13 protein-coding genes are annotated in these 12,622 nt (G+C 68.8%); 8 read left to right on the top strand and 5 right to left on the bottom strand.

Annotated elements, in window-relative coordinates; genetic code table 11:
* Positions 1-54 precede the first annotated feature (54 nt).
* Positions 55-2,025 (bottom strand): TerD family protein, encoded by a 1,971-nt coding sequence (locus IEZ09_RS42375; RefSeq protein WP_189259510.1) that lies wholly within the window; start codon positions 2,023-2,025, stop codon positions 55-57.
* Here IEZ09_RS42375 and IEZ09_RS42380 point away from each other — a divergent pair, their 5' ends adjacent.
* Together IEZ09_RS42380 and IEZ09_RS42385 are read left to right on the top strand one after the other, a co-directional pair.
* A complete protein-coding gene (locus IEZ09_RS42380) occupies positions 2,026-3,111 on the top strand; it encodes a helix-turn-helix domain-containing protein (RefSeq protein WP_189259511.1) in 1,086 nt (361 codons plus the stop codon).
* Positions 3,086-3,274 carry a DUF397 domain-containing protein gene (locus IEZ09_RS42385; protein ID WP_229813431.1) on the top strand — a complete coding sequence of 63 codons (189 nt, stop codon included), beginning with the start codon at positions 3,086-3,088 and terminating at the stop codon, positions 3,272-3,274. The genes IEZ09_RS42380 and IEZ09_RS42385 overlap by 26 nt, the downstream gene beginning before the upstream one ends.
* Positions 3,275-3,402: 128 nt before the next feature.
* Here the strand turns inward: IEZ09_RS42385 and IEZ09_RS42390 are convergent, their stop codons facing one another.
* Positions 3,403-3,861, bottom strand: coding sequence for a hypothetical protein (locus IEZ09_RS42390; protein ID WP_189259513.1), 459 nt, complete (start codon positions 3,859-3,861; stop codon positions 3,403-3,405).
* Between the two features lie 50 nt (positions 3,862-3,911).
* A complete protein-coding gene (gene ahcY / locus IEZ09_RS42395) occupies positions 3,912-5,375 on the bottom strand; it encodes an adenosylhomocysteinase (RefSeq protein ID WP_189259514.1) in 1,464 nt (487 codons plus the stop codon).
* Between the two features lie 97 nt (positions 5,376-5,472).
* On the opposite strand from ahcY, the gene IEZ09_RS42400 reads away from it, so the two are divergent.
* From IEZ09_RS42400 to IEZ09_RS42410, 3 genes are read left to right on the top strand one after another with little or no spacing between them, the layout of a single operon-like run.
* On the top strand, positions 5,473-7,878 hold the full coding sequence (locus IEZ09_RS42400; protein WP_229813432.1) for a hypothetical protein: 2,406 nt from the start codon (positions 5,473-5,475) through the stop codon (positions 7,876-7,878).
* A 9-nt stretch (positions 7,879-7,887) separates the two neighbouring features.
* Positions 7,888-8,838, top strand: coding sequence for an RNA-binding protein (locus IEZ09_RS42405; RefSeq protein ID WP_189259516.1), 951 nt, complete (start codon positions 7,888-7,890; stop codon positions 8,836-8,838).
* A gap of 2 nt (positions 8,839-8,840) precedes the next feature.
* Positions 8,841-9,365, top strand: coding sequence for a GNAT family N-acetyltransferase (locus tag IEZ09_RS42410; protein WP_189259524.1), 525 nt, complete (start codon positions 8,841-8,843; stop codon positions 9,363-9,365).
* Here the strand turns inward: IEZ09_RS42410 and IEZ09_RS42415 are convergent.
* Complete coding sequence (locus IEZ09_RS42415; RefSeq protein ID WP_229813433.1) at positions 9,358-9,936, bottom strand: TetR/AcrR family transcriptional regulator; 579 nt, start codon at positions 9,934-9,936, stop codon at positions 9,358-9,360. The two genes, IEZ09_RS42410 and IEZ09_RS42415, sit on opposite strands and share 8 nt — an antisense overlap.
* 78 nt (positions 9,937-10,014) lie before the next feature.
* On the opposite strand from IEZ09_RS42415, the gene IEZ09_RS42420 reads away from it, so the two are divergent.
* Both IEZ09_RS42420 and IEZ09_RS42425 read left to right on the top strand, forming a co-directional pair.
* A complete protein-coding gene (locus IEZ09_RS42420) occupies positions 10,015-10,491 on the top strand; it encodes a DUF2975 domain-containing protein (protein ID WP_189259518.1) in 477 nt (158 codons plus the stop codon).
* Complete coding sequence (locus IEZ09_RS42425) at positions 10,491-10,712, top strand: helix-turn-helix domain-containing protein (protein ID WP_189259519.1); 222 nt, start codon at positions 10,491-10,493, stop codon at positions 10,710-10,712. Before IEZ09_RS42420 ends, IEZ09_RS42425 begins: the two co-directional genes overlap by 1 nt.
* Here IEZ09_RS42425 and IEZ09_RS42430 read toward each other — a convergent pair.
* The gene (locus IEZ09_RS42430) at positions 10,709-11,944 is read right to left on the bottom strand and encodes a glutamate mutase L (protein ID WP_189259520.1); all 1,236 of its coding nucleotides are present in this window, start codon (positions 11,942-11,944) and stop codon (positions 10,709-10,711) included. The two genes, IEZ09_RS42425 and IEZ09_RS42430, sit on opposite strands and share 4 nt — an antisense overlap.
* A gap of 17 nt (positions 11,945-11,961) precedes the next feature.
* On the opposite strand from IEZ09_RS42430, the gene IEZ09_RS42435 reads away from it, so the two are divergent.
* Complete coding sequence (locus IEZ09_RS42435) at positions 11,962-12,567, top strand: hypothetical protein (RefSeq protein WP_189259521.1); 606 nt, start codon at positions 11,962-11,964, stop codon at positions 12,565-12,567.
* Positions 12,568-12,622: the final 55 nt, after the last annotated feature.

Consider the following 12,622-nt stretch of genomic DNA (forward strand, 5'->3'; position numbering starts at 1 on the left):
CGAGAACGCTAATCGCCAGAGTGAGAAGGAAGCGCCCTCATGGCCTCGCGTTGCTCACGCTAGCAGCGATGTGCCTTGCGGTTCCAGCAGATTCGCCAGCTGGTCGACGGTGGCGACGTCGCCGTTCTCCGGCCGGGTCAGCGCGATGTGCAGCCGCGGACCGTCCGAAGTGGTCTTCCTGCGGATCAGCTCAGCCAGCCGCCCGACGGTGAAGTACTTGCGCCGCAACACACCTGACACGACCTGCCGGGCGATGTCGCGGGTTCCGTGGACCGTGTTGCCCCAGTTCATGCCGCGCAGGTACAGGTGCAGCCACGTCGCGACCCATCCCTCGCCCTCGTCGACCCGCTCGAAGATGACGGGCAACGCCACTTTGCCGTAGCCGCGCATCTCGCAACGGGCCCGCACGGTGGCCGGCTCGAACGGCTTGCCCTTCTGGTCCAGATCCCGTGCCATGAAGCCGAACATCGACTCGGCGACCTCGTTGAAGCCTTCCCCGCTGTAGACGTGCACCTGCGGAACGACGTACTTCGCGGTCACCGCATGCCTCGGCACGTCGATGAACTCGGTGGCCCCCTCCGGCGCCTCGGTGAGATCGCCGGAGTAGTAGGCACCGTCTTCGGTGTAGTTGGTCCACGACACCTGACCGCGGAAGACGAGTCCGGGATCGAGCAGCACGGCCGACAGGTCGTGGTCGGCGTAGTGCTTGTTCTGCCGCCAGTAGGTGAAGAACCGCAGCAGGTCGCCTTCGAGCCACAGTTTCGACCCGCGCGGTAGCACACCGAAGCCGTCCTCGGAAGCGTTGCCGGACAACGGAACCACGACGTCGAGCACCTCGGGGTCCACGACGACCTCCGACACCGCGGGCAGCCTGCGGACCAGTTCGTCCTCCAGCACCGCGACGAGCGCGTCGACGACTTCACGCGCGAGCGGCGGCCGTGCGTCCTCCGTGATCCACGCCCTGTGCCCGCGGTTGGCGAAAACCCTTGCGGCGTCCGGGTTCCGGCGATTCAGCAGGTGTTCCAGCAAGGAGCACAGCACCCGGCCGGAGGCCACGGGAGCAGCCTCGCGCACGGCCTCGACCACGTACGAGGCATCGTTCCCGCTGTGCCGCAGCAAGCGGTCGACCTGACGCAGCAGCACGCCAGGAGCCTGCCGCAGGAGGTCGACGGCCTGGCGAACGTCGTTGTCCTGCAACGCGATCTCGACCCGCCCGGCGAACGACCGCGCGGTCTTCTCCCCGCGTGCCACCGCGAACACGTCCTGCGCGTGCGGCCACTGGCCGAACTCGTGCGGGTGCAGCCGTTCCCCCAGCCGCTTCCAGGCCTCCGCGCGCTGCGGGACGTCGCCGAGCTTGCCGGGGTTGTCCGCCACGACGTGGTCGAGCGCCGCCAGCAGAACGCGACGCTCGGGCCGGCGGAACGACCGGAAGCGCGTGGACTGCTGAAGAGTGACGTCACCGCCGGACGCCTGACAGGCGAGCCGGAGCACGTCCGTGACGGTGTCGACCAGCGGTTCGGCGCCGCGGGCGAGGCGGGCGGCGTTGATGACCGCGCGGTTCTCCCTGATCGGGATCACGTCCGGCAGTTCGCTGGTCTGCTCGGCCAGTTCGACGAGGATCTCCAGGTCGGCCTCGCCGAGCGGAGCCGGACTGGCGGACAGCTCCAGGTAGAGGCGCCGGATCTCCTCCTCGAGCGTGCCACCGAGGTGCAGGACGGTGACGCGGTCCTTGATCGACGGGATCAGGTCGTCGTGCGCCGCGAGCAGTTCCTCGTAGGTGTGCAGGCGGACGCCGTAGTTCGGCAACAGGAGGAGGTTCAGCGACCCGTCGTGCAGCACCCGGTCACGCGGAACGTTCTTGCTCAGCGCGTCACGCAGGCAGTCGGCCCAGAACTCCACGGTGTCCGGCACGCCGTGCGGGAAGTCCTTGAAGTACGGGTTGTGCTGCACGTCGTCACCCACGAGCCCGCGCACGGCGTCCACGATCGTCCTGGTGTACGCGGCCGGCTGCGCGAGGCCCGACACGTGGCCGAGAAGATCTTTCGACGCCTTGAACCCGACCTGGAGCAGCGCCGCGTCCAGCCGCCGCGCCTCGGCGCGACCGTCGCCGGCGGCTCCCGTCGAGGTGGGTACGCGCAGGGTTCTCCTGATGACGGTCGTGAGCACGAGGTAAGTCAACCTCGCACGTCAACCGAGTTCGATTCCACCCGTTCGGGCAAGCTGTTGTTCGGGCTCCATCACCTAACGTCGAGTTCCATGAACGGCGATCCGTCCACTCCGTACAGCCGTGACCTCGGCGATGAGCTGCGCCAGGTGCGGGAGCGCTACACGACGTTCCGAGCGCGGAAGATCGCCCGGATGCTCGGGTGGGATCCGGGCAAGGTCTCGAACATCGAGCACGGCAAGGTGCGCGCCAGCGAGATCGACATCGTCCAGTACCTGGGCCGGTGCGGGCGTCCTCAATCGTTCATCGAGGACTTCCTCAACCGGTACCGGTCCGCGTTCGACCACTACTTCGTGCAAGTGCCGACCAACTTGCGCACGGTGACGATGGCGGAGTCGACCGCCGACAAGATCACCAGCTACAGCCTGACGAACATTCCGGGCATGCTGCAGTCCGAGGAGTACGCGACAGCGCTCTTCGAGGCCTGCGGAACGATCAGCCCCGACGAGATCCAGACGCATGTTCGTTTCCGGATCGAACGGCAGGCCGTCCTCAGGCGGCCCAATCGCCCGCAGTGCACGTTCTACATCCACGAGAACGCGCTGCGGCTCAAGGTCGGCAACGACCAGGTCATGGAAGACCAGCTCATGAGGCTGCTCTTCCACACCCACGTCATTCGGATCGTGTCTGCGTCCAGTGGTCCCGCCGGGGTCTTCGCGGCGCCCTATGTGCTGTGGGAGTACGAAAAGCGCAGCAGCGTCGCCTATACGGAGTCAGACCTCGCCCAGGTGTTCGTGCAGGATCTGCGCGGGGTCAAGCACTGCAAGTCGATCTTCGCGCGCCTGGATGCACTCGCGCTCAATGAGGAACAATCGCGAGCGATGGTGGCGGATCTCGCCAGTCGATCGCGGGAGGACCTCAGTGGCCGGAGACTGCACCTGGCGTAAGAGCAGCTACAGCGGCGGCAACGCTGGCGACGAGTGCGTCGAGGTGGCGTTTGCCCAGGCCGTGCGCGTCCGTGACTCCAAGAACACCGCCGGCCCCGAGCTCGGGTTCAGCGCGGACGCCTGGCAGGCGTTCGTTCAGGGCCACGTCCGGGCGAGCCTCTGAAACGTCTCGGGGTCGCTGTGCACGGGCACCACGCAGAGCAGGTGGCCGCAACTCTGCGGCGGCTTCCGCGGCGGGGGTGTCGATGAAGATCCCGAACAGTCGGCTGCGATGCACCTCACCGAGGTTGGTCAGCCGAGGTCGTGGGGCACCGGCAAACCCAGCACCTCCAGGAACCGCGCGGTCTTGATCTCGACGAACACGTCGGCGTCCTCGACGTCCTGCTCGTCGTCCACCGAGAAGTCACCCGGTTCCTCGTCCTCGGCCAGATAACCGAGGATCTCGGCCTGCTTGGCGGTGACATCGCCCGAGTTCCGCAGCGCCCACCACGCGGCCAGCCCAGCGGCCTCGCGAAGCACGTCCGTGGGGTCGGAGGCGTTGGGGTTCTCGAAGTAGGTGCGCGGTGTCAGGCCCAGGTAGGCGACGCCGGTGCCCGGACCAGCAGGTCCGTAGACGACCGAGGTGATGTCGCTGTCGTGGATGTCGATCCACAGGAACGGCTCCACGAGCGGCGGCAGTTCGCCCTCGGACAGAGTCGTCCACTTGCCGTGCTCGTAGGCATAGGTGCCGAAGAATCCCACGACGCACATGAAACAGGGGCCTCCCGCGACCGGCGCGGGAGGCCCCTGACCAGGAGAACTCAGTAGCGGTAGTGCTCCGGCTTGAACGGGCCCTCGACGTCGACGTCGATGTACTCGGCCTGGTCCTTGGTCAGCTTCGTGAGCTTGCCGCCGAGCGCCTCCAGGTGGATGCGGGCGACCTTCTCGTCGAGAACCTTGGGCAGGCGGTAGACCTCGTTGTCGTACTCCTCGTGCTTGGTGAACAGCTCGATCTGGGCGATCACCTGGTTGGAGAAGGAGTTCGACATGACGAACGACGGGTGGCCGGTCGCGTTGCCGAGGTTCAGCAGGCGGCCCTCGGAGAGCACGATGATGCTCTTGCCGTTGGGGAAGACCCACTCGTCGACCTGGGGCTTGATGTTGTTGCGGCGGATGCCGGGGTAGCGGGCGAGGCCGGCCATGTCGATCTCGTTGTCGAAGTGGCCGATGTTGCCGACGATCGCCTGGTGCTTCATGTTCGCCATGTGGTCGACCATCACGACGTCCTTGTTGCCGGTCGTGGTGATGATGATGTCGGCGCGGTCCAGGACGTCCTCCAGGCGCTGGACGTCGTAGCCGTCCATGGCCGCTTGCAGGGCGCAGATCGGGTCGATCTCGGTGACGATCACGCGGGCGCCCTGGCCGCGCAGGGACTCCGCGGCGCCCTTGCCGACGTCGCCGTAGCCGCAGACGACCGCGACCTTGCCGCCGATCAAGACGTCGGTGCCGCGGTTGATGCCGTCGATCAGCGAGTGGCGGATGCCGTAGCGGTTGTCGAACTTCGACTTCGTCACGGCGTCGTTGACGTTGATGGCCGGGAAGAGCAGCTCACCGGCGGCGGCCAGCTGGTACAGGCGCATGACGCCCGTCGTGGTCTCCTCGGTGACGCCGCGGATGCCCGAGGCGATGTTCGTCCACTTCTTGCCGTCGGCGGCCAGCGAGTTGCGGAGCGTCTCGAGGACGATCTTCCACTCCTCGGAGTCGTTGTCCTCGGCTGACGGCACGACGCCGGCCGCCTCGTACTGCACGCCCTTGTGAACGAGCAGCGTCGCGTCGCCGCCGTCGTCCAGGATCATGTTCGGGCCCTTGCCGTCCGGCCACGTGAGCATCTGCTCAGCCGTCCACCAGTACTCCTCGAGCGTTTCTCCCTTCCAGGCGAAGCAGGAGATGCCCTTGGGCTCCTCCTCCGTGCCGTACGGACCGACGACGACGGCGGCCGCCGCGTGGTCCTGGGTGGAGAAGATGTTGCAGGACGCCCAGCGCACCTCGGCGCCCAGATCGACCAGCGTCTCGATGAGCACGGCGGTCTGGATGGTCATGTGCAGCGAGCCGGAGATGCGTGCGCCTTTCAGCGGAAACACCCCGGAGTACTCGCGGCGGAAAGCCATGAGGCCGGGCATCTCGTGCTCGGCCAGACGGATCTCCTTGCGACCGAACTCGTGGAGCGACAGGTCGGCCACTGCGAAGTCGATGCCGTTGCGGGTCTGCAACCGGTCCGCGGTCATGCGAAGTCCTCCAAGGCACTTCAGAGAGGGTGTCGTCCGACCATACCGCCCGAAGATGGACCACTATGACTCGAATGTCGGTGGATGGAGGTCTCGGGTGTTGATCGCGGGCCCGGACACACGGGTCGTCGAGCTGCGCGTGCACGGCGTTCAGGGCACGACGCCGCAGACGCTGGTCGACGCCGTCGCGGCCGTGGACGTCGCAGGCGACGGGCTCGGGCGCATCGTGCGTCCCGCCGACAGACTGCGCAGGCCCGCGCCCGGTCCGGTGCTGCAGACCGAGGGACGCCCGGTGCCCCGCGTGGTCGAGGGGTACCTCTGGGGTGGAATGACGTCCGGTGGTGTGGCCAAGGCCACGTGGGCGCTGCTCTTCCCGTTCAGCATCGCGAACGTCGCGCACTGGATGCTGCCGCCCGTTCCCGAGCGGAACCTGCCGGCCCACCTGCTCGGGCTCGGTCTGCGGTCGTTGCTGCGGGTGTTCGCGCTGCTGCTGACGGCACTGCTGGTGGCGCAGGTCTCCGTGGTCACCCTCGACCTGCTCGCCGCCCAGTGCCTGCGCCCCGGTGCCTCCTGCCTGACCAGCATTCCGACCGAGGTTCGCCTGTTCCCCTGGTTCCGCACCTTCCTGGGGCTCCTGCCGGTCGTGGTGCTGATCTCGGTGATGCGCCGGATCTCGCACGTCGACTGGCGGATCGAACGCAGGGAGATCGCCGAGGCGGAGGACGAGGAACGGCAGCCGGCCTCCGGTCTGCCCGGCGCGCACGTCGCCACCGACCCGGACACCCCCGCGTTGCGGTCGCTGCACGTCGTGATGGCGCTCTCGGTGGCCTCGCTGATCGCGCTGGGCGGACCGTTGAAGCAGCTCACGGCCTCCGGGTCGATGGGGGTGGCGATCACCGTCGCGTGGGTCGTGGCGTTGGTGTTCATCGGCCTGTCGATGCTCGGTGTGCTGCTGCTCGACGACCCGACCGGCGGCGCTCCTCACCGGGGCGGGCGGTGGCTGCGCGCGTCGCTCGGCCGGCAGCCTCGCCGGGTGCTGATGGTGCTGTCGGCGCTGCTCGTCCTGACGACGCTCGCCTTGCAGGAGCAGCTGCCGGAGCGGGTGCTCGGCGCGGACGTGACAGTGCAGTTCGTGGCGTTGCTGATGGCGTTCGTGGCGGTGCTGTTCGCGCTGCTGCTGGTGCCCGCGGCGCTGCTGGCGCGCAAGACGTGGGCCTCGCTGCCGCGTGAGCTGCGGCCGTGGGCCGGGGGCTGGTTCGCCGCGCCGGTGCTCGCGATCGCGGGGCTGCTCGGCGGCGGGTTCGGCGCCGGGGTCGCGCTGCCCGTGCGCAAAGCGCTCGGCGGCGGGTTGCTGCTGCCCGACGGGTACGCCTACATCACCCTGCTGTGGGGCGTGGCCGGGGCGCTGGCGCTGCTCACGACGTTCGCGGTGGCGTCGTTCACCGGCGCGGTGCGGTGGCGGGCGTTCCGCAAGGGCAAGGTGTGGGCGCGCGAGGCCTCGCTGCTGCACTCCGGGCGGATGCGTGATCTTCGCGCCGCGACGCGGGCGTGGTGGTGGGCACGCTGGGAACGCAACCACGGGCACCACATGATCCTGATCATCGCGGCCGTGCTGGTCGTCGGTGCCGTGCTGGCGACGCTGCTGCGGGTGCGCAACGTGACACCGCCGCAGTGGACGGCGCCGTTCTCGGCGTTCGGTGTCTTCGTGCTCGGTTTGCTCGCCGTGTCGTTGCTGCGGGCGGTGTACCTGGCGGCGCGGCAGCCGGAATCCGGGCGGCGGCTGGGGATCATCGCGGACATCGCGCAGTTCTGGCCGCGGGAGGCGCACCCGATCGTGCCGCCCTGCTACGCGTTGAAGGTCGTGCCCGAGCTGGTGTCCCGCGTGCAGGACCACCTGCGGGACCCCGGCACACGTGTGGTCCTCTGTGGACACTCGCAGGGTTCGTTGCTGGTCGCTGTTGCCGCCGCCCGGTTGCTGGAGGACCTGCCGGCGCACGACCGGGAACGGATCGGTCTGGTGACAGCCGGTTCGCAGCTGCAGTGGGCCTACCCGCGGGCGTTCCCGGCGGTGGTGCCGCACGCGTCGCTGGCGCGGCTGGCCGGCGGGCTGGACGGACGGTGGCGGGCGTTGTGCCGCGGCACGGATCCGCTGGGCGGCGCGGTGATGACGTGGCGGCGGCAGGTGTTCGACGGGATGCTGCTCGGCGTCGGCTACCGCGCGGACGGCTCGGAGGGCGCGCTGGCGCCGGCGTTGCGCGGGCCGACAGGGGCGCTGGTGCTGGGCGGTGATCACTGGCTGCCGGATCCGCAGCGAGGGCCGTTCCCTGGGCGGCGGTGGCGGTCGGGGGTGTCGGCGCACTCGGACTACACGTCGGATCCGGAGTGGGATCGGGCGGTGGCGATCGCGGCCGGGCTGTTGGACGTGGAGGCACCGGAAGCACCGCCGCTGCCGTTCGCGCGAAAGCCGGAAACGCGGTCGCGGGACGCGTTGGGCGGCTCGTAGGCTGCGCCAGTGCTCACGTACGTGTACGAGGTGACCAAGTACAACCCGCTCCACCGTGACGAACGAGGGCACTACCACGGCCCGGAGGACGTCCGCAGCGACCACGGCCCGGTGGAAGCCGCCTACCTGGCGGCCATGGCGGCGTTCGCCGAGAACGCGGGCGTGACCGAACTGACCATCCGCGACCCCGCGGTGGCGGGGTACATCAACTTCGGCGTGGAGCCGACCATCCCCGGCCACGGCCTCGACAGCCTGTTCCCCCGCGACCTGACCGGTTACCACGACGGCGCACGGGTGCCGATCGGCACCGCACAGGCTCTCGTGCGGGCGATGCTGCGCGACAACGGCGCCTGGTGCCGGCTGGAATGCGACGACCGGTTCTACGTGGAGATCGGGTACGACCAGTACATGGACATCGGCACCGACATGCCGTGCGACGAGGCCGTGGCCCGCACGCGCGAACTCGGGCTTTTCCCCAGACGGTACGAGTGGGAGCCGGACCCGGAGGACGATGAGCCGGCACCGCGCCCGGCCGACGAGGGGTTCTGGACGGAGTTGACCGCGCTGGTCACCGAACGGGGTTCGGTGATCCTGGAGGAGGTCGGTGTCCGCAACGCCTCGCGCTGGCACCGCCTGCGCCCCGAGGACGTCAGCGGGATTCGCCGGCGCCTCACACCCAGGGCGGGACTGGTGGTCTGGCCGGAGCTGGACGACGACGTCCAAAGCGTTCTGCGTGACATCAGGGACAACGAACGCACGGTCACGCTCGTGTGGGAAGACGGCGACGGCGTCATCACCGAACTCTGCGCCGACGAGGACCTCTACGACGACCTGTACCTGCACTTGGCCCAGGCACGCGGAGCACTGTCGATACCGTGGTTGGCGGACGAGTACAACCCGCTGCTGGTTGCGGTGCTGCCCGATGACGACGGTGTTGTCCGTTCCCGATGGAGAGTCTGAAGATGCTGACCGGAGATCTCGTTCGCCTGCGGCCCCTCGAACCCGAGGACGCCGATGCCCTGTACCGCTGGCACAACGACGACGAGGTCATGCGCTGGTTGCAGAGCTACTTCCACGAGTCGTTGGCGGGCCTGCGCAAACGCCTGGCCGACCGCCAGGAGAACTCGCACGAGAAGGTCACCCTCTGCATCGAGACGCTGGAGGAGCGCAAGCCCATCGGCATCGTGGCGTTGCGGGACGCCGACCCGATCAACGCGCGTGCCAAGGTCGACATCTACATCGGCGAGCGCGAGTACTGGGGTGGCGGGTACGGCACCGACGCGTTGCGCCGGGTCTGCCGGTACGGGTTCGAGACAATGCGGCTGCACTCGATCGAGCTCACCGTCGTCGAGGCGAACGAGCGGGCGATCAAGTCGTACCAGAAGATCGGGTTTCAGGTGGACGGGCGGCTGCGGCAGGCGTTCTTCCGCGACGGGCAGTGGTACGACGAGCTGCTGATGTGCGTGCTGGCGGACGAGCTCACGTGAGCGCCGGCGCGAGGTGACCGATCGCCTCGCGCAGGTGGTCCTCCACGGACTGCGCGGGCACCACGACCAGGCCGGACGGCCGCAGGTCCACCCACCTCCGCACGGCGATCCTGGCCGCCGCCGACACCGCGGCGGCCAGCACCGAGGCACCGAGCTCGGATTTGCCCAGCCGCTCGGCGATCACCTCGGCGATCGGCGGTTCCATCGACGACGTCGAATCCAGGTAGGCCTCGCGCAACGACGGCGTCGACGTGATCAGCGCCAGTGCCTCCGACGGGGGTTCGCGGTACTGCTCGGCGAACGCGGCGATGATCGACTCGACCAGGGGCTCGTCGGACGGCCGCGACCGCAGGGCCGCGGCCACGGTCAGGGCGCGCGAGGCCGTGATGCCCGCGACGATCGCCTGGTCGCGGCTCGCGAAGTAGTTGTTGTAGGTGCGCGGCGAGACGTTCGCCGCCTCCGCGATCTCGTCGACCCGCACGTTGTCGACGCCCTTCTCCAGCGCCAGCCTCAGCGCGGCGGCGGCGAGGGCCGCTCGGGTCTCGGTCTTCTTGCGCTCACGCAGTCCCACGGCGATCACTGTAGAGACCTGTTGCAACACGATCACTACCGATTGACTTTCGATAGATCACTACCGATACTCGATCGCATGATTGCTGAACGTTGGGCGGTGACCGCCCTCCGGGTCTTCCTGGTGGTCCTGTTCGGGATCCTGGTCGTGTTCGAGACGCTGTCGCTGCCGGGGAAGTTCAGGTACCTGGCGCAGCAGAACCCGGACGACCCCCTGATCTGGCCCGGCGCGATCATCTCCATCTTCTGGGTGATCTGCGTCCAGGTGGTGATCGTCGCGACGTGGAAGCTGCTCACGCTGGTGCGCAAGGATCTGATCTTCACCGAGGCCGCGATCAAGTGGGTCAACGTGATGGTGTGGGCCATCGCGGCCGGATGGGTGGTGCTGGTGGGGGTGTTCCTGTGGGTCGGCTTCAACGCCGACGACCCCGGCGCGCCGATGGTGCTGTTCTTGTTGACCACGGGAGTCACCGTGTTCGGGCTCGTGCTGATCGTGATGCGGGCGCTGCTGCAGCGCGCCACGACGTTGCGTTCCGACATGGAAGCGGTGATCTGATGGCCATCGTCGTGCGCATCGACGTCGAGCTGGCCAAGCGCAAGATGAGCGTCGGCGAGTTCGCGGAACGGGTGGGGCTCACGCCCGCCAACGTCGCGGTGCTGAAGAACGGTCGTGCGAAGGCCGTGCGGTTCAGCACCCTGGAAGCGATGTGCCGGGTGCTGAACTGCCAGCCCGGCGACCTGCTGGAGTTCGTGCCGGACGAGGAGGAAGCCTCCTAGGCCAGGCGTTTCGCCAGCCGGTCGGCGGCGTCGAGCCGTCCCGACTCGGCGAGCAGGCCGACCGGCGCCAGCACGTAGTCGCGGTCCACCGTGATCTCGGCGGTGCGCAACACCGGGCGGAGCACCGGGTCGCCCCGCAGCGCGTCGACGACCGGCGTGATGTCCGGGGTGTGGCGGAAGACGCCGCCGGAGAGCACCAGCAGGCCCGCGCCGTGCGGTCCGAGCTGACCGTCGACCTGCCGGAGGTGCCTGCGCACAGCGAGGATCGCCGCGAACGACGCCAGCCGCACGTCCACGGCCGGGTCGTCGGGCAGCCAGCCGACGTTCTCGGCGCGCAGCCGGGCTTCTTCGGTCAGGTCCTCGGTGGTCAGGCGTTCGGCCAGCGCTTCGGCCACGACGCCTGGTGCGGACCAACGCATGCCGAGGTCGCCCTCGACCGTGCGGCGGTCCGGTGGCAGCGCGACAGTCCGCTCAAGACCCTCGCTGTCCGCCGTGGACACCGCGGAGTAGACGTCCGTGGTCGCGCCGCCGACGTCCACCACCAGCACGGCACCCTCACGGTCCTGCGCCGCCAACCGCGAGACGCCCGCCAGCACCGCGTCCGGCGTCACGGCACGCACGAGCTGACGGAACCGCGGGCCGCGCGAGAGTCCCTTGCCGCCGATCACGTGCTGCAGGAAGGCCGCGCGGATCGCCTTGCGGGCCGGTTCCGGGTCGAGCTGACCGACGTCCGGCAGCACGTTCGGGCAGGCCACGACGGTCCTCGCGGCGAGCAGTCGCAACGCCTCCTGCTGCGCCTCGACGTTGCCCGCCAGCACGATCGGCACGGCGACGCGGGCGAGCTTGGCCGCGTTGTGCAGCAGCACCGACCGGTCGCCGCCGTCCGTGCCGCCGACCAGCAGCACGAGGTCGGGGGACGACGCCCGCAGCGCTCGGACGTCGACCGGGCCCGCGCTGACGTGCACGATCTTGGCGCCCGCCGACAGCGCGACCCGGTAGCCGGCCTCCGCGCTCACCACGCGTTCCTGGCCGACAACGGCCAACCGCAGTCCCCCGCCCGCCGACGAGCACGCCAGGATCTCGCCGTCGCCGACGGTGTCCCTGAGCGCGTCGATGCCGCGCAGCACCTCGGGCGGCGTGGTCGGGTGCTGTCCGGTCCGGACCAGCTCGCCCTCTTCGGTGATGAGCGCGGCCTTGGTCCAGGTGGAACCGACGTCGAGACAGAGGATCACAGGGCAAGCTTGCCATCATGAAGCTCACGCCCAAGGTGATCCTCGAAGGCACGCGCCTGACCGGCAAGACGGACCTGGCCTACGCGCTCAACGAACACCCCCGTCTCGTCGGGCACCGCAAGTACCGCTACCACTCCCCGTTGATCTCGGCCGAGTGGAGCGGGTTCAGCAACGAGCCGTGGGGCCGCGGGCTGATCGACTTCGCGCCGGAGGAGACCGCCCAGGCGTTGGAGACCTACGAGACGTGGGTGCGGATGTTCGAACTGCAGCGCTACTACTCGTGGATCGTCGACCGGTTCCACCTGTCCACGATGGCGTATCAGGCGCGGCAGGGGCGCGAGTTCGACTTCGGGTGGCTGGAGGAACGGCTGAAGCCGCTCAACTTCGCGATCGTGCTGTGCACCCGGCCGGAGGACACGTTCGAGGAAGCACGCGTGGAACGGCTGAAGATCAGTGCGAACCCGAAGCAGTACGTGTCGCTGGAGCCGTTCATCGCCGAGCAGGGCCAGCTCCGCGAGCTGGCCAAGCAGTCGATCCTGCCGGTGTTCGAGTTCGACGTGACCCGGCACGGGCCGGACGACGTGGCCGACTGGCTGGACGAGAACGGCCTGCTCACGCTCTAGATGGTTGATTCCAAGGTCAATGGTCGTAGGCGGTCAGTGATCGTTTGACTGGCTG

The organism is Lentzea flava (genome assembly GCF_014648475.1).
GTDB lineage: Bacteria > Actinomycetota > Actinomycetes > Mycobacteriales > Pseudonocardiaceae > Lentzea > Lentzea flava.

What these genes read in the sequence shown, in the direction of transcription:
- IEZ09_RS42390 (WP_189259513.1), bottom strand. Translation starts at nt 3,861, where the DNA reads ATGTGCGTCGTGGGATTCTTCGGCACCTATGCCTACGAGCACGGCAAG.
- ahcY (WP_189259514.1), bottom strand. Translation starts at nt 5,375, where the DNA reads ATGACCGCGGACCGGTTGCAGACCCGCAACGGCATCGACTTCGCAGTG.
- IEZ09_RS42410 (WP_189259524.1), top strand. Translation starts at nt 8,841, where the DNA reads ATGCTGACCGGAGATCTCGTTCGCCTGCGGCCCCTCGAACCCGAGGAC.
- IEZ09_RS42420 (WP_189259518.1), top strand. Translation starts at nt 10,015, where the DNA reads ATGATTGCTGAACGTTGGGCGGTGACCGCCCTCCGGGTCTTCCTGGTG.
- IEZ09_RS42425 (WP_189259519.1), top strand. Translation starts at nt 10,491, where the DNA reads ATGGCCATCGTCGTGCGCATCGACGTCGAGCTGGCCAAGCGCAAGATG.
- IEZ09_RS42435 (WP_189259521.1), top strand. Translation starts at nt 11,962, where the DNA reads ATGAAGCTCACGCCCAAGGTGATCCTCGAAGGCACGCGCCTGACCGGC.